The 22,260-nt window shown below is 68.7% G+C and carries 19 protein-coding genes; 6 read left to right on the top strand and 13 right to left on the bottom strand.

Annotated features, from left to right (window positions below):
• Nucleotides 1–9: 9 nt before the first annotated feature.
• Nucleotides 10–1,494 (top strand): FAD-dependent oxidoreductase, encoded by a 1,485-nt coding sequence (locus tag SK803_RS27160; RefSeq protein ID WP_319968938.1) that lies wholly within the window; start codon nt 10–12, stop codon nt 1,492–1,494.
• On the opposite strand, the gene SK803_RS27155 is transcribed toward SK803_RS27160, so the two are convergent.
• The 4 genes from SK803_RS27155 to acs form a co-directional block, all read right to left on the bottom strand.
• Nucleotides 1,466–2,383: an alpha/beta fold hydrolase gene (locus tag SK803_RS27155; RefSeq protein ID WP_319969002.1), complete on the bottom strand. Its 918-nt coding sequence runs from the start codon at nt 2,381–2,383 to the stop codon at nt 1,466–1,468. The two genes, SK803_RS27160 and SK803_RS27155, sit on opposite strands and share 29 nt — an antisense overlap.
• Nucleotides 2,380–2,820 (bottom strand): phage holin family protein, encoded by a 441-nt coding sequence (locus SK803_RS27150; protein WP_319968937.1) that lies wholly within the window; start codon nt 2,818–2,820, stop codon nt 2,380–2,382. The genes SK803_RS27155 and SK803_RS27150 overlap by 4 nt, the downstream gene beginning before the upstream one ends.
• A complete protein-coding gene (gene nhaA, locus SK803_RS27145; protein ID WP_319968936.1) occupies nt 2,817–3,983 on the bottom strand; it encodes a Na+/H+ antiporter NhaA in 1,167 nt (388 codons plus the stop codon). The genes SK803_RS27150 and nhaA overlap by 4 nt, the downstream gene beginning before the upstream one ends.
• A gap of 129 nt (nt 3,984–4,112) precedes the next feature.
• Nucleotides 4,113–6,095, bottom strand: a complete 1,983-nt coding sequence (gene acs, locus SK803_RS27140) for an acetate--CoA ligase (protein ID WP_319968935.1) — start codon at nt 6,093–6,095, stop codon at nt 4,113–4,115.
• Between the two features lie 259 nt (nt 6,096–6,354).
• On the opposite strand from acs, the gene SK803_RS27135 reads away from it, so the two are divergent.
• A complete protein-coding gene (locus SK803_RS27135; RefSeq protein WP_319968934.1) occupies nt 6,355–7,083 on the top strand; it encodes an oxidoreductase in 729 nt (242 codons plus the stop codon).
• Here SK803_RS27135 and kynU read toward each other — a convergent pair.
• Both kynU and SK803_RS27125 read right to left on the bottom strand, forming a co-directional pair.
• Nucleotides 7,073–8,173 (bottom strand): kynureninase, encoded by a 1,101-nt coding sequence (gene kynU / locus SK803_RS27130; RefSeq protein WP_319968933.1) that lies wholly within the window; start codon nt 8,171–8,173, stop codon nt 7,073–7,075. The two genes, SK803_RS27135 and kynU, sit on opposite strands and share 11 nt — an antisense overlap.
• Nucleotides 8,170–8,985 carry a tryptophan 2,3-dioxygenase gene (locus SK803_RS27125; RefSeq protein WP_319968932.1) on the bottom strand — a complete coding sequence of 272 codons (816 nt, stop codon included), beginning with the start codon at nt 8,983–8,985 and terminating at the stop codon, nt 8,170–8,172. The genes kynU and SK803_RS27125 overlap by 4 nt, the downstream gene beginning before the upstream one ends.
• Before the next feature lie 106 nt (nt 8,986–9,091).
• Between SK803_RS27125 and SK803_RS27120 the strand changes: the two genes are divergently transcribed.
• Both SK803_RS27120 and SK803_RS27115 read left to right on the top strand, forming a co-directional pair.
• Complete coding sequence (locus SK803_RS27120; protein WP_319968931.1) at nt 9,092–9,532, top strand: Lrp/AsnC family transcriptional regulator; 441 nt, start codon at nt 9,092–9,094, stop codon at nt 9,530–9,532.
• 125 nt (nt 9,533–9,657) lie between these two features.
• Nucleotides 9,658–10,782 (top strand): globin domain-containing protein, encoded by a 1,125-nt coding sequence (locus SK803_RS27115; protein ID WP_319968930.1) that lies wholly within the window; start codon nt 9,658–9,660, stop codon nt 10,780–10,782.
• Here the strand turns inward: SK803_RS27115 and SK803_RS27110 are convergent.
• The 3 genes from SK803_RS27110 to SK803_RS27100 form a co-directional block, all read right to left on the bottom strand.
• Nucleotides 10,771–11,682 (bottom strand): N-acetylmuramic acid 6-phosphate etherase, encoded by a 912-nt coding sequence (locus SK803_RS27110; protein ID WP_319968929.1) that lies wholly within the window; start codon nt 11,680–11,682, stop codon nt 10,771–10,773. The genes SK803_RS27115 and SK803_RS27110 overlap by 12 nt on opposite strands.
• Nucleotides 11,679–12,599, bottom strand: coding sequence for a MurR/RpiR family transcriptional regulator (locus tag SK803_RS27105; protein WP_319968928.1), 921 nt, complete (start codon nt 12,597–12,599; stop codon nt 11,679–11,681). Before SK803_RS27105 ends, SK803_RS27110 begins: the two co-directional genes overlap by 4 nt.
• A 106-nt stretch (nt 12,600–12,705) precedes the next feature.
• A complete protein-coding gene (locus SK803_RS27100; protein WP_319968927.1) occupies nt 12,706–13,152 on the bottom strand; it encodes a carboxymuconolactone decarboxylase family protein in 447 nt (148 codons plus the stop codon).
• A 49-nt stretch (nt 13,153–13,201) separates the two neighbouring features.
• Between SK803_RS27100 and pdxR the strand changes: the two genes are divergently transcribed.
• Complete coding sequence (pdxR, locus tag SK803_RS27095) at nt 13,202–14,539, top strand: MocR-like pyridoxine biosynthesis transcription factor PdxR (protein ID WP_319968926.1); 1,338 nt, start codon at nt 13,202–13,204, stop codon at nt 14,537–14,539.
• Here pdxR and SK803_RS27090 read toward each other — a convergent pair.
• The 4 genes from SK803_RS27090 to SK803_RS27075 all read right to left on the bottom strand — a co-directional run bounded on the left by SK803_RS27090 (nt 14,522) and on the right by SK803_RS27075 (nt 20,334).
• Nucleotides 14,522–16,045 (bottom strand): serine hydrolase domain-containing protein, encoded by a 1,524-nt coding sequence (locus SK803_RS27090; RefSeq protein ID WP_319968925.1) that lies wholly within the window; start codon nt 16,043–16,045, stop codon nt 14,522–14,524. The two genes, pdxR and SK803_RS27090, sit on opposite strands and share 18 nt — an antisense overlap.
• A 7-nt stretch (nt 16,046–16,052) precedes the next feature.
• Nucleotides 16,053–17,258, bottom strand: a complete 1,206-nt coding sequence (locus tag SK803_RS27085) for an exo-beta-N-acetylmuramidase NamZ family protein (RefSeq protein WP_319968924.1) — start codon at nt 17,256–17,258, stop codon at nt 16,053–16,055.
• Nucleotides 17,255–18,910, bottom strand: coding sequence for a glycoside hydrolase family 3 protein (locus SK803_RS27080; RefSeq protein ID WP_319969001.1), 1,656 nt, complete (start codon nt 18,908–18,910; stop codon nt 17,255–17,257). The genes SK803_RS27085 and SK803_RS27080 overlap by 4 nt, the downstream gene beginning before the upstream one ends.
• Nucleotides 18,911–19,539: 629 nt before the next feature.
• Nucleotides 19,540–20,334 carry an HAD-IB family hydrolase gene (locus SK803_RS27075; protein WP_319968923.1) on the bottom strand — a complete coding sequence of 265 codons (795 nt, stop codon included), beginning with the start codon at nt 20,332–20,334 and terminating at the stop codon, nt 19,540–19,542.
• Nucleotides 20,335–20,782: 448 nt separating this feature from the next.
• Here SK803_RS27075 and ssd point away from each other — a divergent pair, with 448 nt between their 5' ends.
• The gene (gene ssd, locus SK803_RS27070; protein ID WP_319968922.1) at nt 20,783–21,817 is read left to right on the top strand and encodes a septum site-determining protein Ssd; all 1,035 of its coding nucleotides are present in this window, start codon (nt 20,783–20,785) and stop codon (nt 21,815–21,817) included.
• The last annotated feature ends 443 nt before the right edge of the window (nt 21,818–22,260 follow it).

Below are 22,260 nucleotides of genomic sequence, written 5' to 3'. Positions count from 1 at the left end.
GAGGATGCGATGAAGACTTCGGTGTTGGTTGTGGGCGGGGGACTGGCGGGGACGTCGGCCGCGCTGTTTCTGGCATGGCGCGGGGTGGACGTGACGCTGGTGGAGAAGCATCCGGGCAGCTCGCCGCACCCGCGGGCGGTCGGCTTCAACGCTCGGGTGGGCGAGTTGCTGCGCGCGGTGGGGATGGAGGACAGGTTGCCGCCGAGCCGGATGACGAAGGGTTTCGGCGTCCGGAGGGTCAGGGCCGAGAGCCTGGTGGGGAAGAGGTTCGACGAGACCTTCTGGACGCCGCCGGCCGAGCTCTCCGACATCGAGTACTCGCCGAGCACGGGCGTCGGCGTGGCGCAGGACCGGATGGAGCCGATCCTGCGGGACAAGGCCCGTGAGCTGGGCGCGGACATCCGCATGAGCACCCGGATGCTGGAGTTCTCGCAGGACGCGGACGGTGTCACGGCGATCGTGCAGGGCGACGGCGAGCCCTACGAGATCCGCGCCGACTACCTGGTCGCCGCGGACGGCCACCGCAGTCCGATCCGCGAGGCGCTCGGCATCACCCGCACCGGCCGCGGGTACATGCACACCTCCCGCAGCGTGCTGTTCCGCGCTCCGCTGCAGGAGTACCTGAAGGACGGGATCGGCCAGTTCGTGATCGACGACGTCGGCTTCCTGACCACCTACGGCGACGGCCGCTGGGTCCTGATGCTCGACGACCGCGAGTACACCGAACCCGAGCTGCGGGAGAAGATCGTCAGGGCCATCGGGCGCGACGACCTGGAGATCGAGATCATCACCACCGGCCGCTGGACGATCTCGGCTGGGGTCGCCGACCGGTTCTCTGCCGGGCGGATCTTCCTGGCCGGCGACGCCGCGCACACGTTGCCGCCGAGCCGCGGCGGGTTCGGGGCGAACGTCGGCATCGAGGACGCGCACAACCTCGCCTGGAAGCTCGCCGCCGTGCTCAACGGCGAGTCACGTCCGGAGCTGCTGGACACCTACGACGTGGAACGGCGCCCGGTCGCGTCGCTGTGCCACCAGCAGATCTTCGCGCGCAACGACGGCCACAATCGAGGCACCGACCCGGAAGACGCGCCGTTGTACGACAACTACGCGATGCACTACGGCATCCTCTACCGATCTTCGGCTGTGCTCGGTGCGGGCGAGGAACTGCCGCCGGCGCAACGGCCAGAGCAGTGGAACGGCCAGCCGGGCACGCGGGCGCCGCACGTGTGGGTCGGGCCCGGGAAATCCACATTGGACCTGTTCCAACGCGGCTGGGTGCTCGTCGCGGACCATCCGGAGTGGGAGGAAGCAGCGCAACAGGCAGGTGTTCAGTACGAACGGGTCGAGCAGCTGGACGTGTTCGGACTGTCCGAAAAGGGCGCTTCGCTGGTGAGGTCCGACGGCTACATCGCGTGGCGCTCCACCGACCTACCGAACGACCCGAGCGAGGTGCTCAGGGCCGCGTTCAGCTCATCTTCTGCAGGAACTCGCTGATCAGCCTGCTCGTGGTGTGGGACGCCTCCTGGTTCGGGAAGTGCCCCACCTCGGGCAGGCTCCGGAACTCCGACCCCGGCCCGAGCCACTGCCGCGACTCGCGCGCGGACGACTCCAGCGTGATCGGGTCCAGCGCGCCGTGGATCTGCAGCACCGGCACCTGCATCGGCTTGTCGACGGCCTCGGTGAACCGGCGGCCGTCGCTGCGGATCTGCGAGCGCACCGCCCAGCGGTAGTACTCCATCGCGCTGTGGGCGACGCCAGGAATCGTCATGGCCTGCCGGCAACGGCGGATGACCTCGTCGAACTCGGGCGCTGACCGCCACTTCGGCCCGGACCACGCGGACAGCAGCCGGGCGACCTGCATGGCGTTCTCGCCGGTCAGCCAGCGTTCGGGGTAGATCGGCAGCTGGAACCGCAGCACGTGCGAGTTCACCCGCGGGTGCCTGCGGAACGCGCGGCGCATCGCCAGCGGGTGCGGTGCGGACAGCACCGAGATCGACGAGACCAGGCGTGGGTGGATCGCGCCGACGGTCCAGGCCGTGGCGCCGCCCCACGCGTGACCCACGAGGTGTGCGCGCTGGGCGCCGAGTGCCTTGATCAGGCCCGCGATGTCACCCGCGAGCGTGTAGCCGTCGTAGCCGCGCGGTGGTTTGTCCGAGTCGCCGTACCCGCGCAGGTCGACGGCCACCGCGCGGTACCCGGCCTCGGCCAGTGCCGTCAGCTGGTGCCGCCACGACCACCAGAACTCGGGGAACCCGTGCAGGAGCAGCACGAGCGGTCCCTCGCCGAGTTCGGCCACGTGCAGGCGGATGCCGTTGGCCGACACGTCGCGGTGCGTCCACGGACCCGCGACCCGCACCACCGACGGGTCGGGTTTGCGGCTCAGTTGTCGTCGCCCCTGCGAGTAAGGGCCGCCACGGTGTCCTTCGCGGCCGCGATCGACTTCTCCGGCGCCCTGATCTTCTTCAGCTTGCGCACGCCGAGGAAGACGCAGGTGATGGTGGTAACGATCATGATGCCGAACACCAGGAAGAAGCCGCCCGACGTGGGCCAGCCGAACCACTCGGAGAACCCGTACCCGAGCGCCATGAACAGGAAGAACAGGCTGAAGCACAGCACTGTCAGCGCCACGATGAAGAAAACGCCGCCCTTGAGGCCCTTCTTGACCTCGGCGGTGACCTCGCCCTTCGCGAGCTCGAACTCCGCTCTGACCAGAGTCGACATGTGCGCGGTCGCGTCACGGACGAGGCCACCGATCGAGGCCTCGGCGGTCGGGTCGTCTGCGGTCAGCGGAATCGACGCGATGTGCTCCCTGGTCGTCACTCGGACATCGTGCCATGAGCCCGGCTGCGACGAATGAGCAACACCGCGGCGAGCAGCGACGAGATCATCGAGGCGATCAGCACGGCGGCCTTCGCCGTCTCGGGTTGATCGAGTGCCAGTTCCGCGATCAGCAGGCTCACCGTGAACCCGACCCCGCCCAGCACGGCCACCGCGATGATGTCCCGCGGCCCCGCTCCCGCCGGCCAGACGGCCGCCTTGATCCACACCGCCAGCGCGGAGGCACCCACGATCCCGATCACCTTGCCGACGACGAGCCCCGCGATCACGCCGATGGCGATCTTGTCAGAGAAGAGCTTCCCGAACGCCTCGGCGCCGATCGGCACACCGGCCGCGAACAGTGCGAACACCGGCACCGCCACCCCCGCCGAGAACGGCTGCAGCCGGTGTTCGAGCCGGACCGCCGGCGCCTCGTGCTCGTACGGGTCGCGCTTGACCCGCGTGAGCAACGCCAGCGCGACACCCGCGATCGTCGCGTGGATGCCCGACTCGTGCATGAACCACCAGGTCGCCAGCACGATCGGCACGTAGAGGAACGGCGTGGTGATCCGCTTGTGCTGGAGGAACCAGTAGAGCGCCAGCAGCAGGACCACGGCCCCGGCCGCGAGCAGGTTGAACGTCGACGTGAACAGGATCGCGATCACGATGATCGCGCCGAGGTCGTCCACCACGGCCAGGCTGAGCAGGAACACCCGCAGGCTCGACGGCAGCCCCGACGCCGTCAGCGCCAGCACTCCGAGCGCGAACGCGATGTCCGTGGCGACCGGGATCGCCCACGCCCGTTCGATCCCCGGCTGTCCCCAGCCGACCGCCAGCGCGATCACCGCGGGCACGATCATCCCGCCGATCGCCGCGACCACGGGCAGGATCGCGGCCTTGAGCTCCGAAAGCTCGCCGACGACGAGTTCGCGCTTGAGTTCGAGCCCGGCGACGAAGAAGAAGATCGCCAGCAACCCGTCCTTGGCCCAGTCGCCGACGGACAGCGGCCCGAGATGCAGATCCCTCAGTCCGAAGTAGGCGGACGACAACGGCGAATTGGCCCAGATCAGCGCGATCGCCGTGGCGACGAGCAGCACGGTGCCGCCGACGGTTTCCGTGCGGAGGTAGCGGGCGAACTCGGTGACTACGGCCTTCTTGCGCGACAACAGGGCTCCCAGGGCGGTCAGCGGATACGACAAATCCTCGTGCCGACCAGACTTCCCGGCTCACCCTGATGGGATCTTAACGCGAACGGGCGCCCCCTTCCGAGGACGCCCGTCACGTTCGAAGCGAAATCAGTCTTCGGACTTGCCCGACTGCAGACCGGCCGAGATCAGGTCCATCACCGACGAGTCGGCCAGCGTCGTCACGTCGCCGACCGCGCGGTTCTCCGCGACGTCGCGCAGCAGGCGGCGCATGATCTTGCCGGACCGCGTCTTCGGCAGCTCCGGCACGACCATGATCTGGCGCGGCTTCGCGATCGGGCCGATCTCCTTGGCCACGTGGTCGCGCAGCGCCTTGATCGCCTCGGCGCCACCGGCGTCGGAGCCCGCGCCACCGCGCAGGATCACGAACGCCACGATGCCCTGGCCGGTGGTCGCGTCGGACGCGCCGACGACGGCCGCCTCGGCCACGGTCGGGTGCGAGACCAGCGCGGACTCGACCTCGGTGGTCGAGATGCGGTGGCCGGACACGTTCATCACGTCGTCGACGCGGCCGAGCAGCCAGATGTCGCCGTCGGCGTCGTACTTCGCACCGTCACCGGCGAAGTAGAAGCCCTGGTCCTTGAAGCGCGACCAGTACGTGTCGCGGTAGCGCTCCTCGTCGCCCCAGATGCCGCGCAGCATCGACGGCCACGGCTCGTCCAGCACCAGGTAGCCACCGCCACCGTGCGGCACCTCGACGCCCTCGTCGTTGACGACCTTCGCGCCGATGCCGGGCAGCGGGCGCTGCGCCGAACCGGGCTTGGTCGACACGACACCGGGCAGCGGCGAGATCATGATCGCGCCGGTCTCGGTCTGCCACCACGTGTCCACGATGGGGGCCTTGCCGCCGCCGACGTTCTCGCGGTACCAGATCCAGGCCTCGGGGTTGATCGGCTCGCCGACCGAACCCAGCACCCGCAACGACGACAGGTCGTACTTGGCCGGGATGTCCGCGCCCCACTTCATGAAGGTGCGGATCAGCGTCGGCGCCGTGTAGTAGATCGAGACGCCGTACTTCTGCACGATCTCCCAGTGACGGCCCTCGTGCGGGGTGTTCGGCGTGCCTTCGTAGACGACCTGCGTCACGCGGTTCGACAGCGGGCCGTAGACGATGTAGCTGTGGCCGGTGACCCAGCCGATGTCCGCGGTGCACCAGTACACGTCGGTGTCCGGCTTGAGGTCGAACACGTGGTGCTGCGTGTACGACGCCTGCGTGAGGTAGCCGCCGGACGTGTGCAGGATGCCCTTCGGCTTACCCGTGGTGCCCGAGGTGTAGAGGATGAAGAGCGGGTGCTCGGAGTCGAACGCCTCCGGGGTGTGCTGGTCGGACTGCGCGTCCACCAGCTCGTGCCACCACACGTCCTTGTCGGTCCACGCCACGTCGCTGTTGGTGCGCTTGACGACGAGCACGTTCTCCACGCTCGGCGCGGCGGCGACGGCCTCGTCGACGGCCGGCTTGAGCGGGAACGGGTTGCCGCGGCGGTACTGGCCGTCGGTCGTGATCACGAGCTTGCACGAGGAGTCCTCGATGCGGGTGCGCAGCGCCTCGGCGGAGAAGCCGCCGAACACCACGCTGTGCATCGCGCCGAGACGGGCGCACGCGAGCATCGCGAAGATCGCCTCGGGGACCATCGGCATGTAGATCGCGACGCGGTCCTCCGCACCGATTCCCAGCGAGGTCAACGCGTTCGCGGCCTTGGAGACCTCGCGCTGCAGCTCGGCGTAGGTGATGGCGCGGGAGTCGCCGGGCTCGCCCTCCCAGTGGATGGCGACCTGGTCACCGTGGCCGGACTCGACGTGCCGGTCGACGCAGTTGTAGGCGACGTTGAGCTTGCCGCCGACGAACCACTTGGCGAACGGCGCGTCCGACCAGTCGAGGACCTGCGTCCACTTGGTGTCCCAGTGCAGCCGTTCCGCCTGCTTCGCCCAGAACGCCTCGCGGTCGGCCTTCGCCTCCTCGTACAGCTCGGGCTGCGCGTTCGCCTGCGCCGCGAACTCTTCGGAGGGCGGGAACGTCCTGCTCTCCGTGAGCAGGTTGTCCAGAGCTTGGCCCTGGCCTGGCGACTGCGTCATGGTGCGAGACCTCCTGGAAAATCCAGACCGGTTGGGGATGCGGGTACTGACCGTAGTGCGAGCCAGTTCACTTCCAACAGGCTCCTCCCCCGAAAGGTTCAGACCAATCTTGGGAGGATGGTTACACGGCCGTCATTGTGTAACCCGTTTTGTCTGGTTGAAGCACGTGTGGCGCGATGAACGGGTGCAGTTGCGCGCCCAGCGGTTCGGGCAGTGAGCTGGATCACGCGTTTCACCTGGTCAGGTACTCTGCGCGACCGTGACCGATCCGCTTGCTCCGCTGCTCTCCTTGCCCGGCGTGGCTGACGCCGCCGGTGCGGCCAAGGACGCCGTCTTCCAGGTGCACCGCCATCGGGTGAATCTGCGCGGCTGGGCCACGACCGCGGCCGAAGCGTCCGTCCGCGCCGCCCGCGCGTCGGCGGCGCTGGAGGGCGGGCCGACCGAGATCCCGGAGTCCGGCGAGGTCACGAACCCCGTCCTGGCAGGGTCTTTGCGCGTCGCCGAGGCCCTGGGCGGTCTGGTGGGCACGTGGCAGCGCGCGCCGTTGCAGGCTCTCGCACGGCTGCACGTTCTCGCCGCCGCAGACCTCACCACCGAAGTCGGACGGCCGCGCGTCTCCGCGGACGTGTCGGCGCGGCTCGACATGATCGGTTCGCTGGTCACCGGCGGAACGTCCGTGCCGGCGCCCGTTCTGGTCGCGGTGGTGCACGGCGAACTGCTCGGCCTGGCGCCGTTCGACGTGGCCAACGGCGTGGTCGCCCGTGCGGCGGCCAGGATGACGTCGATCTCCAGCGGCCTCGACCCCAAGGGGCTCGGCGTGCCGGAGGTGGCCTGCCTGCGCCGATCGGCCGAGTACGAGGCCGCGTCCGTGGCGTTCGCGTCGGGCACGCTCGAAGGCCTGGCCCAGTGGATCCTGTTCGTCTGCTCGGCTTTGGAGGCGGGCGCCCGCGAGGCCAAGAGCATCGCGGACGCCGCACTCACCGGGTGATGTCCGCGAGGACTTCGGCGGCCTTGATCGCGTCCTCTTCGGTCACGTAGAGCGGCGCGAACCCGAACCGCAGGACGTCCGGCGGCCGGTGATCGCCGATGACACCGCGCGCGATCAGTTCGTCCATCACGGCCTTGGCGTCCGGGCAGCGCACCGAGATCTGGTTGCCGCGGACCTCCGGAGTGATCACTTCGAGGTTCGTGAGCTTCTCGACGTGCTCGCGGAACAGCGCGGTCAGCTTGAGGCCGCGCTCGCGCAGCTCGGCGAGGTCGACGTCGTCCCACACGTCCAGGGCGGCGTCGAGGGCCAGCATCGACAGGATGTCCGGCGTGCCGACCCGCGCGCGGACGATGCCGGGGTCCGGTTCGTAGCTCGGTTCCATGGCGAACGGTTCGCGGTGGCCGTTCCAGCCGGACAACGGGTTCTCGAACGTCGCCTGCTTCGCGTGAGGCACGTAGATGAACGCGGGCGAGCCCGGTCCGCCGTTGAGGAACTTGTAGGTGCAGCCGACGGCGAAGTCCACGCCGAGCGCGTCCAGTTCGATCGGCAGCACGCCCGCGCTGTGGCAGAGGTCCCAGACCACTTGTGCGCCAACGGCATGTGCCTGTTCGGTCAGCGTCTTCATGTCGTTCAGCGCGCCGGTCCGGTAGTCGACCTGGTTGAGCAGCACCACGGCGGTGTCCGCAGTGAGGTCTAAAGAGGACGGATGCGCCGCCCGGATCTTCAGGCCTGTCAACGAGGCCACGGACTGCGCGATGTACCCGTCGGTCGGGAACGTCGACTCGTCGCACACGATCTCGCTGCGGTCGGTGCCTTTCACCGCTCCCATCAACGCCTTGAAGACGTTGACCGACGTGGAGTCGCCGACCACGACCTGTCCGGGAGCCGCCCCGATCAGCCGGCCGACGCGGTCACCGATCCGTTGCGGCGCCTCCCACCAGCCCTCGGACCACGACCGGATCAGCCGCGTGCCCCACTGGTGCTTGACGACTTCCTGCATCCGTTCGGCGACGTGCTTCGGTGGCGCGCCGAGGGAGTTGCCGTCGAGATAGATGACCCCGTCCGGAAGGTCGAACAGCTCCCGCTTCACACGTAGCTCCTCGCGGTCCACAGTTCCGGGAACACCGCCCGCTGGGTGCGCTTCTCCAGCCAGGCGACACCGGCGGAGCCACCGGTGCCGACCTTCGCGCCCATCGAGCGGCGGGTCGCGAGCAGGTGGTCGTAACGCCAGCGCGCGAACTCCTCGGCGATGTCCGTCAACGCCTCACCGAGTTCCAGCAGATCGCGGTCGTCGCCGCGGTAGATCTGCGCCCACACCTGCTCGACCTCGGCCGACGGCTCGTACGCCTTGGTCAGGTCGCGGTCGATGACGGCAGCCGGGATGTCGAACCCGCGCCGCTTGAGCGCCGCCAGCACGTCGTCGTACAGCGAAGGCTTCGCGAGCGACTCCTCCAGCTGCGCGTGCATCGCCGGCACCGCGCGGTGCGGCACGAGCATTGACGCGGACTTCTCGCCGAGCAGGAACTCCATCTCGCGGTACATGCCCGACTGGAAGCCCGACCCCTCGCCGAGCGCGTCACGGAACGAGTTGAACTCGGTCGGCGTCATCCGCGCGATCGGCCGCCACGCCGCCGACAACGCCTGAAGGTGCAGGTCAGACCGCCTGAGCGTGCGGACGGCAGCCCTGAGGTCGTTGGCGCGAAGCTCGGTCTGGGCCTGCCGCCACTCGAAGCAGAGCAGGCCGAAGTACAGCTCCATCACCTGCGTGATGACCAGGAACGACATCTCGCGGGGATCTTTGGACCACTGCTGTTGAAGGGTGTGCAACACCGACGCGTGCACGTAGTCCTCGTACGGCGTGGTGCCGCCGAAATCCAGCTTGGGGGACACGGGGCAGCTCATGCCTCCAATCCTCCTGCCTGGGCCCTGTCACCTGAATGGATGACGAAAGGCGTTCGCGCAAAACTTCTTCCAAACGCAAATCAGATCGACAGGTAGCTTTGCGTTCATGTTGGACGAGGTCGACAAGGCCCTGTTGGAGGCCCTCCAAGAAGACGCGCGCCTGTCGTACAACGAGCTCGCACGCCGAGTCCACGTCTCACCGCCAACGGTCGCGCAACGCGTCCGCCGCCTGGAGAACATGGGCGCGATCACCGGCTATCGCGCCGTGGTCGACCCCACCGTCGTCGGACGTCCAGTCGTCGCGTTGGTGCGCATGAAGTGCTACGGCCCGCGGTGCATCACGGTGCACCCGGAGCTGTTGGACGACTGCCCTGAAGTGGTCGAGGTCGTGCGGCTGACCGGCGACATCTGCTCGGTGGTGAAGGTCGTGACGACGTCGATCCTGGAGCTCGAACGGCTGCTGGTGCGGCTCGCGAGCCACGGGGAGACGTCCAGCGCGATGGTGTTGTCGACGCCGATCCCGTGGCGCCCGGTGCTGCCGGGATGACGGCCGTCCCAGCTCGATCAGCCGCCTCGTGCGCGAGCTGGAGGTAACGGCGAGGTCGTCGATCGCGAAGGCGAACTGCCGGGTCCGTTGAGTGCTCAGTCTTCGGCTGAGGTGAGGAGCAGTCGATGCTGTCCCCGAAGTCCGCTGAGCTGGTCGAAGCCACGCTGCCCGCCGTGGGCGCCGCCGTCGGCGAGATCAGCCAGCTGTTCTACCGGCGCTTGTTCGCCGAGCACCCGGTCCTGCTGCGGGTCCTGTTCAACCGCGGCAACCAGGCCAACGGCACGCAGGCCGAGGCGCTGGCCGGTTCGATCGCGGTCTTCGCGTCGGGACTGCTCGCCGGGCAGCAGCCGGACGCGATGTTGCGCCGCGTCGCGCACAAGCACGTGTCGGTCGGCGTCACGGCCGGCCAGTACGCGGTCGTGCACAAGCATCTGCTCGCGGCCGTCGCCGAGGTCCTGAACGTCACGCCGGAGATCGCGGCGGCCTGGAGCGAGGTCTACTGGCTGATGGCCGACACGCTGATCGGCCTCGAGCGGTTCCTGCCGAGGGGGCAGCAGGACTACCGGGTGATCGTCCGGTTCCAGGAGACCGAGGACGTGGTGACGTTCGTGGTCAGGCCGGTGCACGGTCCGGTGCCACTGAGCAAACCGGGCCAGTACGTGTCGGTGCAGGTTCCGCTGCCCGACGGCGCCAGGCAGATCCGCCAGTACAGCCTTTCCGGACGGACCGACGACGCGCTGCAGTTCTCGGTGAAGCGGGACGGCGAGGTGTCCCGGTACCTGCACGACTTCGCCCCGGTGGGCAGCACTCTGCGGCTCAGCCGGCCGGCCGGGGACGTGACGCTGGAGCCCGGTGACGGTCCGGTGCTGTTCGCGTCGGCGGGGATCGGCTGCACGCCGATGATCTCGATGCTCGCGGAGCTGGCCGCCACCGACTCGCCGCGGCGGGTGATCGCGGTGCACGGAGACCGCGACCAGTTGACCCATCCGTTCCGCGCCGAGCTCGCGCAGCTCGCGGCCAAGCTCGAGAACGCGCAGGCGCACGTCTTCTACGAGCGGCCCATCGGGGACTGGCCTGCCGAGCGGACCGGGCTGGTCGACCTCAAGGGCGTCTCTGTGCCGGAGAACGCCACCGCCTACCTGTGCGGGCCGGTGCCGTTCCTGCGCGCGGTGCGGGCCCAGCTGCTCGAAGCGGGTGTCACCGACATCCACTACGAGGTGTTCGGGCCGGACGTCGTGTCAGCCGGCTAGCCGGTCCAGGGCGTTGCGGACGTGGCCCTTGGTGTCTTCGAGGGCGGCGGCCGCACGTTCGGTCGGTACCCCGGACAGCAGGTGCACCAGCGCCACCTTGAGGTCGCCGGACGCTTCCGCCAACGCCCGTTCGCAGGCGTTCTCGGGCTGTCCGGTGGCCTCGTGCAGGATGCGGATCGTCCGCCCGCGCAGCTTCGCGTTGGTGGCGCGCATGCTGACCATCAGGTTCGAGTAGGTGCGGCCGAGCTTGATCATCACCGCGGTGGAGAACGACGTCAGCACCAGCTTCTGGGCCGATCCCGCCTTCATCCGGGTCGAGCCGGCGATGGCCTCCGGGCCGGTGTTCAGCGCGACCAGGACGTCCGGCGTGAACGGCACGGACGCGTTGTTCGAGACGAGCACGGTGCGGGCGCCAAGCGTTTGCGCCTCTTGCAGCGCGCCGATCACGAACGGCGTGCGCCCGGACGCCGTCACGCCCACCACCACGTCCTTCCCGGTGGCGTGCCGGCGGATCTGGGCCGCGCCGGAGCTGTCCTCGACCTCCTCGACCGCGCGGACGAGGGCCTCGGAGCCGCCCGCGTGGTGGGCGACGAACCAGTCGGACGGGGCGTTGAACGTGGGCACCAGCTCGGCGGCGTCCAGCGTCGCCAGGCGTCCTGACGTGCCGGCGCCGACGTAGTGGACGCGGCCGCCGGACATGATCGCGGTGACGCCGAGGTCGACCGCTCTGGCCAGCTCCGGCAGTGCTTCGGCGACGGCGGACGGGACCGTGCGGTCCTCTTCGTTGATCATCCGCAGCACGTCGATCGTCGAGACCCGGTCGATGTCCGTGGTGCGAGGGTTCCGTTGCTCGGTCGGAGATTCCACGTGCACCACCACACCGTTCCGGGGGGAGATCATTTAGTCGTCTCCCGCGGCCGCCGCCGGCCGTCTGGTCTCGCGCCCAGGCGATGACCGGACACCGCCTCGTAGGTGGCCTCCAGCGCCGTCTTCGCCGAGTCCACGTGGTGCTGGGCGACGCCGATGAACAGGCAGTCGATCACGGTGAGCTGCGCGATGCGGCTCGCCATCGCGCCGGAGCGGAACGTGGTCTCGCGCGCGGCCGTGGTCAGCACGTGGTCGGCGACCTCGGTGATGGGCGAGCGCGGGAAGTTCGTCAGCGCGACGGTGGTGGCGCCGGTCTCGCGGGCGACGCGGAGGGCCTCGACGGTCTCCGAGGTCGAGCCGGTGTGCGAGATGCCGACGGCGACGTCCGCCTCGGTCAGCACGGCGGCCGACGTCAGCGCGATGTGCGTGTCGTTCCACGCGAAGCAGGTGAGGCCGATGCGGTGCAGCTTCTGCTGCATGTCGAACGCCACGAACGCGGACGCGCCGAAGCCGTAGACGTCGACCCGGCGGGCGCCCGCGACGGCTTGGACGACCTTGTCGAGCGACTCGATGTCGAGCTGCTCCGCGGTCTCCTCGACGGCGCGGGCGTCGGCGAACGCGACCTTGCCCACGACCTGCTTGAGGTCGTCGCCAGGCAAGATGTCGCCGCCCATGTCGTGGTTGGCCCTGGCCTGGCTGCGAGCGGTGTCGGCGGCGAGCGCGATGCGCAGCTCCGGATATCCGCCGACGCCGATGGCCTTGCAGAACCGCGTCACCGTCGTCTCACTCGTGCCCGCCTGCTCGGCGACCTCGGTGATGCTGCGGTGCGCGACAGTTCCGGGGTTCTCCAGGACCACCTTCGCGACGCGCTGTTCGGCGCGCGCGAGACCCGGCAGCAACGACCGGATCTTCACCAGGGGACTGGACTCGGCACTGCTTTCAGTGGACACGTGGGAAACTTACTAACCGCCACACCGGGGGTCAACGGAGTGTGGGCGCAACTCACCCCAACTGTGTCCGAAAGTCACCCCGTCGGCGCGAATTTTCGGCGGCGTGTCACCGAACGTCGGGCTTCTTCCTGGTGGAGACGGCGATCCGGTTCCACGAGTTGATGGTGAAGATGAGCGCGATGAGCTGCGCCAGCTCCTCCTCGCCGAAGTGCTTCGCGGCCTGCTCGTAGACGTCGTCGCTGACGTACTCGTGGCTGCTCAGGACGGTGATGGCCTCGGTGAGGCGCAGCGCGGCCCGCTCCTTCTCGGTGTAGATCTCACCGGCTTCCTCCCACGCGTTGAGCAGGTAGATGCGGGCCTCGGACTCACCACCCTTTCGGGCGTCGACCGTGTGCATGTTGAGGCAGTAGGCGCAGTGGTTGAGCTGGGAGGCGCGGATGCGGACGAGCTCGGCGAGCTGCTCGTCGAGACCTTCGCGGGCGGCGGCGTCGAGGGCGATCATGGCGCGGTAGACCTTCGGGGCCTTCTTGGCGAGGTCGATGCGGTTCGTCATGACACAAACATATGGCGCTGATTGGCTCTGGGCGTGGTGCAATTTGATCGTGGAATCGTGGGCCAATCTTGACTTCCACCTGGACCTGTCCGGGCCGGGTGGGCTGCGGCACCGGTTGACGGCGTCGCTGCGGGAAGCGGTCCGTTCGGCGCGGCTGCCTCCCGGGACCCGGCTGCCCGCCTCGCGGTCGCTCGCCGCCGATCTCGGGATCGCGCGGAACACCGTCGCGGAGGCGTACGCCGAGCTCGTGGCGGAGGGTTGGCTGACCGCCCGCCAGGGTTCGGGAACCGTTGTCGCGCAACGGGTTTCACCGCCACCGCCGGTGAAGCGCGCGGCGACGGGACCGGACGTGCGGTTCGACCTGACCGTGTCGACGCCGGACATCACCGAGTTCCCGCGCGCGGAGTGGATCCGCTCGACGCGGCGGGCGTTGACGGCGGCCCCCTCGGAGGCGTTCGGGCCCGGTGATCCGCAGGGACGGATCGAGCTGCGCACCGTGCTGGCCGAGTACCTGGCGCGGGCGCGGGGCGTGCGGGCCGATCCCGGAAGGATCGTGATCTGCTCGGGGTTCGCCGACGGCATCCGGATGTTCAACCGGCTGCTCAAGCCACCGGTCGTCGTCGAGGAGTACGGGCTGGGTCCGCACCGCGATCTGTGGAAGTCGACGGTGCCACTGGCGGTGGACGACCACGGCGCGAACACCGAGCAGCTGCCGGACGACCGGCGTGCCGTGGTGCTGACGCCGGCGCACCAGTTCCCGTTGGGCGGCCCTCTGCACCCACGGCGTCGCGCGTCGGCGGTGGAGTGGGCACGGCGTGTTGGTGGCCTTGTGCTGGAGGACGACTACGACGGCGAGTTCCGTTACGACCGGCAGCCCGTCGGGGCGGTGCAGGGCCTCGATCCGGAGCACGTCGTCTACCTGGGCACGTCCAGCAAGGCGTTGTCGCCGGCGTTGCGGATCGGGTGGATGGTGCTGCCGGACCGGTTCGTCGATCCGATCCTGGCGTTGAAGACCGATCGTGAGCAGTACATCAGCATGCTCGATCAGCTGACGTTGGCGGACTTTCTCGAGTGCGGGGCGTACGACAGCCATGTCCGGCGGATGCGACTGAAGTACCAGCGGCGTCGTGATCGGCTCGTGGAGGCTGTCTTGCCGTACGCGTCGGTGTCCGGTATCGCGGCTGGCATGCACGCCGTGCTCGACACACCGCACGAGACTGCCATCGTGCAGACGGCGCGAGAACGTGGGATCGAGGTCAGTCCTCTCTCGTGGTTCCGGCACGAGCTGAGCGACGACGACCGCACGGGGATCGTGGTGAGCTTTGGAGCGCCCGCGTTTCCACGGGCGCTCCCGATGTTCACCGAGGTGCTAGCGGCGTGCCACTGACCAGCCCTCGGCCGTGACGTCACCGCGGGCGTGGACGTAGACGCCACGGCCGTTGTACTGGCCCGCCTTGGTGTAGACGAACCTGGACTTCACGGATTCCGTTGGCACCCAACGACGTCCGGTCGTCGTGATGGTGCGAGCGTCCTGCCAGTCGGTGCCGTTCCAGTGCTGGATCGTCAGCTTGTCGCCCTTGTCGACGTCGACGAAGACCTCGACCGGGCGTTCCGCGGTGAGAGTTCCGCCGGAAGTCGTTGCCCGCCACTGCTTTCCGTGCGACTTGACCGCGAGTGCGTTGGCCAGGCCGTCGGCGACCGCCCGGCGCGCCGGGTTCACGCTGCCCCAGTCACGGCTCGGGTGCACGCGGTTGGTCAGCAGGATCGCGATCGACCGCGAGGCCCTGTCGATCACGAACGACGTGCCGGTGTAGCCCGTGTGACCTGCGGTTCCCTGCCCGCTCAGACCGCCCATGTACCAGCGCTGGTCGAGCTCGAAGCCGAGCCCGTGGGCGTTGTCGGGGAACTGCTGGTTGAAGTTCGTGAGCATCAGCTCGACGGAGTGCTCGGTCAGGATCCGGCGACCCTGGTACGTGCCGCCGTTGAGGATCGTCTGGCCGAGGACGGCGAGGTCTTTGGCCGTGCCGAACACACCCGCGTGGCCGGCGACCCCTCCGAGGGACCACGAGTTCTCGTCGTGCACCTCGCCGCGGACCATGCCGCGTGGCGGTGCTGCCTGGAACTCCGTCGCAGCTGTCCGGTTCGTGGCCTTCGGGTTGTAGCCGGTGTCCTTCATGTTGAGCGGCTTGGTGATGCCGTCGCGCACCGCCTGGTCGAGCTTCTTGCCGCTGACCCTGTGGACCAGTTCGCCGAGCGTGATCAGGTTCAGGTCGGAGTAGACGTACGTGGTGCCGGGCGTGGACTTCGGCTTCACGTCCATCACGGCTTTGATGCGTGAGGGTGCGTCCGGGTACAGCTTCCACAACGCGATGAACGGTTCGAGACCGCTCGTGTGTGTGAGGAGCTGCTTGACGGTGATGTTCTCTTTGCCGTTCACGCCGAACTCAGGCAGGTAGGTGGCGACCTTCTCGTCGATGTTCACCCGGCCCTGTTCGACCTGCTGGATCACCGCGATCGACGTGAAGAGCTTCGAGATCGAGGCGAAGTCGAAGATCGTGTCCTTCTGCATGGGGACGCGTTCTTCTTCTGGCAGCTGGGTTTGCTGGTCCTTGTAGAGGACCGCGTAGCCCGTGCGGTCGTGCGTGACGATCTTGCCGTCGTGCACGTACATCGTGACGGCGCCGGCGAACAGCGGTTTGCCGTTGGCCTGGGGTTTCGTGAAGTCGCGGACCTGGCGCAGGGCCGCGTTGATCGGTTCCGGGTCGAGGTTGGCCCAGTACGGGTTGGATTCGCGCAGGGTGGTCCACGGCTGCGCGAAACCGTCCTGGGGCTGGTCGAAGTGGCCGGGGATCGCGGCTGTCACGAGTGCGACGGCCAAGGCAGGGATGAGCATGGCGTCCTCACCGGTAGCGCAGGTAGGGCAGGCGGGTGCGGCGGAACTGCTGCAGTTCCTGTTGCCACGCACCGACGATCTCGTTCAGCGGCGCCTGGGCGTCGATCATCTTGCGCAGCCGGTCGGAGCCGCTGAGCTTGTCGATCCAGTTGTCGGGCCGCCACGCGAACACGGCGGGGTACAAGGACTTCGCGGTGATCAGCATGGCGACGGCCGCTTCGATGGCGTCGAACTCGGCTGCGTTGGTGACGTGCAGGGTGACACCGCCGCAGGTCTTGCCCTGGAACTTGTTGAACGTGGGCGCGAAGTAGGTCTCGCGGAACCTGATCCCCTTGAGGCCCAGGGCGTTGAGTTCTTCTGCCCAGCGCCAGTCGATGCCGGGTGCGCCGACGGTTTCGAACGGGCGGGTGGTGCCGCGGCCCTCGGACAGCACGGTGCCCTCGAACAGGCACGTGCCGGGGTAGACCAGCGCGGTGTCCTGGGTGGGCATGTTGGGGCTCGGCGGTACCCACGGCAGACCGGTGTCGAGCTGGTTGCGCCGCCAGTTCCTGACGTTGACCACTTCGAGCCTCGTGGTCAGGTCGAACTCGCCCTTGAAGAGGCGGGCCAGTTCGCCGACGGTCATGCCGTGCTGCTGGACGATCGGCTTCAGGCCCACGAAGGTCGCGTAGGCGGGGTCCAGCTGCGGGCCGTTCGCGGTGCCACCGATGGGGTTCGGGCGGTCGAGGACGATGAAGTCCAGGTCCTTGGCCGCTTCCATCGCCTGGTACAGCGACCAGATGTAGGTGTAGAAGCGCGCGCCCACGTCCGCGATGTCGAACACGACGGTGTCGATGCCCGCCTTCGTGAACATCGCCTGGATCTTCGTGGGGTTGGCCTGGTACGTGTCGTACACCGGGATACCGGTGCGTGGGTCCGCGTAGTCGCCTTCGGAGCCGCCTGCCTGTGCCGTGCCGCGGAAGCCGTGTTCCGGGCCGAACACCGCGGTCGGCTTGGCGTTGTGGGCGACCATCGAGTCGACGATGTGGGTCTGGTCTCTCAGGATGCCGGTCGGGTTGGTCATCACGCCGACCTTGCGGCCCTTGAGCTTGCGCCAGCCGTCGCTCGCGAGTTGTTCGGAGGCGGTGGTGAGCTTCGGGGTCGCGGTGGCGGTCGCTGTGCTGACGAGCGGGACGGACAGTGCGCTTGCTGCGAGGAAGCTCCGCCTTCTCACCAGGTCACTCCGTGTCCGAACGGGTAGGGGGTCGGGCCGGGCACGTCGACCGGGAGCTTGCCCTGCGGCTTGACCTCGCCGAGCAGGATCCTGGCCAGCGCCTCCATCGAGACGGTCGTGGTCGAGTAGGTGGCGAGCCACGTCTTGGCGTTGCTGTGGGCGACGTCGTACGGGTTGCCGGTGGCGGCCGCGACGACCGGTTTGCCGGTGGCGACCAGCTGGTTGAGCAGGTCGAGCTGGGCGGGCCGGGTGCTCAGGTTGTTGGTCAGCACGACGATCTTGTCGGCGTTCGCCGCCGCGGCCAGTGCCTGCTGGATCTGGGCCGGCGTGGGGCTCGTCGCCGTGACGACCAACGTGGCCTTGAGCCTGGTGGCGAGCGCTGTCGTCGGTGCGTCGCTGGTGCCGACGACCAGGGGAGCGGTGGCGCCCAGCGGGATCGCCTGGGCGTCGTTGCGGACGACGGTGACGGTGCGGTCGGCGATGCCCTGCGCGGCCTGGGTGTTGGAGCCGACGACCTGGTCGACCTCGTTCTCGTCGACTTGGGCGTTGAGCATGACGCCGCGCAGCAGCTTCATCTTGAGGATGCGCAGAACGCTCTGGTCGATGCGCTGCTCGGTGATCTCACCGCTGCGGACGGCCTTGATGACGCTGTCGACGGCGAGCCCGAGGTTCGGCGGCATCAGCAGCTGGTCCACGCCGGCCTTGATGGCCAGCACGGGGATCTCGGCGTCGGAGTGGAGCTTGCGGACGCCCGCCATCTCCAGCGAGTCGGTGACGACCACACCGTCGTACTTCAGCTCTTCGCGCAGCAGGCCCGTGATGACCCTCGGGCTCAGCGTGGCCGGGTTGCCGGACGGGTCGATCTGCGGCACCTGGATGTGCGCGGTCATGATCGAGTCGATCTTGGCGGCGATGGCGGCCTTGAACGGCGGCGCGTCGATCTGGCGCCACTGGTCGAGGCTGCGGTTCGAGACCGGCAGGCTGGTGTGGCTGTCCTCGGCCGTGTCGCCGTGGCCCGGGAAGTGCTTGGCGGTAGAGGTGACCGAGTCCGGGTCGAACCAGTGGCGGCCCTCGTAGCCCTGGACCTGGGCGCTGACCATGTCGGCCGCGAGCTTCGGGTCGCTCGAGAAGCTGCGCACGCCGATGATCGGGTTGGCCGGGTTGGAGTTCACGTCGGCGTCCGGCGCGAAGTTCTGGTTGATGCCCATCGCCCGGAGTTCCTGGGCGGTGATCTTCGCGGCCAGTTCGGCGTCCTGCGTGCTGCGGCCGGCGCCGAGGGCCATGTTGCCCGGCAGCTGCGTGGCCGGCGGGCCGATGCGCGTGACGAGGCCCATCTCCTGGTCGGTCGAGATGAGCAACGGGATGGGGCTGGCCTTCTGCAGGCCGTTGGAGAGCTGAGCGATCTGCTTCGGGGTGTCGATGTTGTCGCGGCTCGAGTTGTTGAAGTAGATGACGCCGCCGGGCTGGTACTTGCGCACCATCTCCGCGGCCGTCGCCACTCCGAAGTCGGTCTGGTTCTTGGGGTGCGGGACGTCGGCGGCCTGGCCGTTGACGTAGGTGACGAAGAGCTGGCCGACCTTCTGTTCCAGCGACATCCCGCGCAGCGTGGTCACGGAGGCGTCCGCTCTCGCCACCGGCGTGAGGGCGACCATGGCTGTGACCAGCGTGAACGCGGCGATTTTCCGCACTTGGAAGTGCCTCCCGGTGATGTTCCCACAGATAACTGGCGTATTTCGCAAGTTACTCACGGCTGCGAGGCGGGTCAACGGGTGGACATTCTGCCGTTCGGCGGCACTTTTTGACGCACAAGCAAACGGGGCACCCTCGGAAGGGTGCCCCGTCGACAGCGCGGGCTAACGAGTTACCAAGCGTGCAACTCTGGTCGTACAACCCTGGCCTCGGCGTCCGGCGTCCCGGTACGCAGGCCCTAGACGACAAGCCTCCCGCGGCGTGCTGCGCGTGGGTACTCGAAGTCCGCGCACGGAGCTTGGCCGGGGTGGATCCTGACTTCTCTTCGTCTGGTCCCTGGCCGACCGGAGGTCCGCACCACCTATTTAAGTGCGTGGGCCCGGTCACAGCAAGGGCTCGGACGGGTGCACCGTTCAAGCCACGTTCAGTAGTGAAAGTACTGCGGTTTCAGCGTTTGTGAGGTCGTGTCCATGTTCGGGTACCGCTGACAGGGCGTTGCGGTGCACTCACGCGGCCACCACGTGTGCGCGCCGTTGCCGCTACTCGCCAGTACCGGTCTCTAAGGGTTCGATTTGGCCCCTAGGGCTTGACTTCAGTCGCGGCTTCGCTTGCGCCGGAGGCCGTACCAAGCCGCGCCGGCCGCCGCCACCGCGCCGAGGCTGATGGCCGTGACCGCGACCGCCTTGCCCGACGGGGTGGGGATGCGGGAGCGCAGGCTCACCGGGTCGACGAACTGCAGCACCGGCCAGCCCTTCTCGACGGCGGTGCGGCGCAGGCCGCGGTCCGGGTTCACGACCGTCGGGTGGCCCACGACCTCGAGCATCGGCAGGTCCGTGACGCTGTCCGAGTAGGCGTAGCTCTTGGAGAGGTCGTAGCCGTGCTCGGCGGCGAGCTGCTTGATGGCGACGGCCTTGTTGTCGGCCGCGCAGTAGAAGTCCACGTCGCCGGTGTAGCGCCCGTCCTGGACGACCATCTTGGTGCCGACGCTGAAGTCCGCACCGATCATCTGGGCGATGGGGGCGACGAGTTCTTCGCCGGACGCGCTCACGATGACGACGTCGTGGCCTTCCGCTTTGTGGTCGGCGATCAACTGCGTCGCTTCTTTGTAGACGAGTGGATCGACGATGTCGTGCAGCGTCTCGTTCACGATGCTGCGGATCTGCTCGACGTCCCAGCCCGCGGCCAATGCGGTGATGTGCGCGCGCATGCGGTCCATCTGGTCCGCGTCCGCGCCGGCCAGCATGAACACGAACTGCGCATAAGCGCTCTTCAGCACGGCGCGGCGATTGATCAACCCCTCCTGGAAGAAGGGGCGGCTGAACGCCAGCGTGCTCGACTTCGCGATCACGGTTTTGTCGAGGTCGAAGAAGGCGGCGATCCGGCTCATGTAGCTCAGCTTAGGTGTACTCGTCAGTAGGCCGTTCGGGCGGCATTTCGTTCGTGTACGAAACCGTTGTGCGACACGGTTACCGAAACTTGGCCCGCAGCTGTTGCCGAAGTTGCGCGCAGCACTGGCGCAGGGGGATACAGTAGGAGAGTCCGGTTCGACGGACGGGTTCAGTCCGACCCCCCGGGACTGAACCATTGACGACCCCCGTCCCTCCCCCCTGGCGGGGGTCGTCCCATATCCGGACCCGGTTTCCCCGTGGGTGCGACTGGACCTCTGCGGCGCTTGACGCGGGCTCCGACCCCCAACCCCTCAGAGTCGCACACGACCCCGACAGTTCCTGCGCGCCAGGGCTTTCAAGATCTCGACTTGTCCACACCCCGCGATTTGTCCACATCTGGATCTTCGCCCGTTGTGTCGTTCATCACGACTCAGCACCGTGGACCCCATGACCAACCCGATCGCCCTGCTCACGGACTCCGACCTCCTCGACGAGGTCCTCCGCATGGCCGCCGCGGCCGACTGCGACCTCTCCTGCGCTTCGGACATCACGGCCCTGCGCGCGGAGTGGCACAGCGCCCCCTTGGTCCTGCTCGACCCGGCCGCCGTCTCCGCCTGCCTGTCCGCGAACTTCCCCCGCCGCTCCGGCGTCCTGGTCGTCCACGGAGGCGACCCGCCCTGGGCGCCCGCCGTGGCCCTGGGCGTTGACGGAGTCCTGGAACTGCCGGTGGAAGGCCGCGTCCTGGTGAGCGCTCTCGCCGACGTGGACGAGGGCCCGCCCTCCGACCGCGGCCGAGTGGTCTCGTTCGTGGGCGGCCGAGGAGGCTCCGGCGCCTCGATCCTGGCCATCGCGTGCGGCCGCGAGGCGATAGCGGCCGGCGGCGAGGCCATGCTCGTCGACTGCGACCCGCTGGGCGGCGGCATAGACCTGGCACTGGGCACCGAGTCCGACGAGGGCGCCCGCTGGCCGGGCGTGCACTGCAGCGGCGGCCGAGTCCCGATGTCGGCCCTCCGCGCCGCCCTGCCCACCGCGGGCAGCCTCAGCATCCTGGCCTGCGACCGAGCAGGCCCAGACCCCGAACCGGCAGCGGTAGCCGCCGTCCTGGACGCAGGCCGCCGCGCCGGCTGCACCGTCCTGTGCGACCTACCGCGCCACCCCACCGCCACCGCCTCAGCCGCCCTGGACCGCACCGACCTGACGATCCTGGTGGTGCCCGCCGAAGTCCGCGCCACCGCCGCGGCCACCAGAGTCGCCTCCCGCCTCCAGACCCAGGGCCGCAACATCCGCCTGGTGGTACGCGGCCCGTCGCCAGGCAACCTGCAAGCCGCCGAGATGGCCGACGTGATCGGCGTGCCCCTGCTGACCCAGATGAGGCCCGAACCAAGCCTGGCCGAGGCACTGGAACGCGGCCGCTGCCCGCGCAACGCCAAGGGCCCTCTCGCCACAGCGGCCCGCCTGGTGCTGAAGGAGCTGCGCCCATGACCGCCCCGGATCGGATCCGCCGAGCGTGGCCGGCCTGGCGGGTCGAAGGGCGCCCGTCCAAGCCTGCGCCAGCGGCCGGGCAAGCCGTCGCCGTGCCCGCTGTGGTTGCCCGTGGCGGATCCGGCGTGGAGGGCACAGGTCAGTCGCGGCGGGTCGAGGTCCCGTTCGTGCGAAAGGGGCCGCGCCCATGAGCTGCCCGGACTGCGTTCGCCTGACGGTGATCCTCCGGCGGGTCTGGCGCGCTCGCTCTGGGCCCCGAGCCGATGCGGTGAGGGCATCGCTGACGACCGATGCGGTCACCTGCCATCGGTGCGGTGGAGAAGCTGCCGCGGAACCTGTCCGGCTCGCTCGCCTTCTCGGGGTCGCTCGACTTCCCAGGCTCGCGCGGACTTCCCGGTCCGTTCAACCTCCACTGCCCGAGATCCCTCCCGAACGAAAGGAGT

The sequence above is a fragment of the Lentzea miocenica genome (genome assembly GCF_033949945.1).
In the GTDB taxonomy this organism is placed as follows: domain Bacteria; phylum Actinomycetota; class Actinomycetes; order Mycobacteriales; family Pseudonocardiaceae; genus Lentzea; species Lentzea miocenica.
This window is presented reverse-complemented; position numbering and strand designations above follow the sequence as displayed.

Coding starts and splice junctions, on each gene's coding strand:
- SK803_RS27125 (WP_319968932.1), bottom strand. CDS start 8,985: ATGAGCTGCCCCGTGTCCCCCAAGCTGGATTTCGGCGGCACCACGCCG.
- SK803_RS27160 (WP_319968938.1), top strand. CDS start 10: ATGAAGACTTCGGTGTTGGTTGTGGGCGGGGGACTGGCGGGGACGTCG.
- ssd (WP_319968922.1), top strand. CDS start 20,783: ATGACCAACCCGATCGCCCTGCTCACGGACTCCGACCTCCTCGACGAG.
- acs (WP_319968935.1), bottom strand. CDS start 6,095: ATGACGCAGTCGCCAGGCCAGGGCCAAGCTCTGGACAACCTGCTCACG.
- SK803_RS27110 (WP_319968929.1), bottom strand. CDS start 11,682: ATGATCTCCCCCCGGAACGGTGTGGTGGTGCACGTGGAATCTCCGACC.
- SK803_RS27090 (WP_319968925.1), bottom strand. CDS start 16,045: ATGCTCATCCCTGCCTTGGCCGTCGCACTCGTGACAGCCGCGATCCCC.
- SK803_RS27115 (WP_319968930.1), top strand. CDS start 9,658: ATGCTGTCCCCGAAGTCCGCTGAGCTGGTCGAAGCCACGCTGCCCGCC.
- SK803_RS27120 (WP_319968931.1), top strand. CDS start 9,092: ATGTTGGACGAGGTCGACAAGGCCCTGTTGGAGGCCCTCCAAGAAGAC.
- SK803_RS27080 (WP_319969001.1), bottom strand. CDS start 18,910: ATGGTCGCCCTCACGCCGGTGGCGAGAGCGGACGCCTCCGTGACCACG.
- SK803_RS27100 (WP_319968927.1), bottom strand. CDS start 13,152: ATGACGAACCGCATCGACCTCGCCAAGAAGGCCCCGAAGGTCTACCGC.
- SK803_RS27075 (WP_319968923.1), bottom strand. CDS start 20,334: ATGAGCCGGATCGCCGCCTTCTTCGACCTCGACAAAACCGTGATCGCG.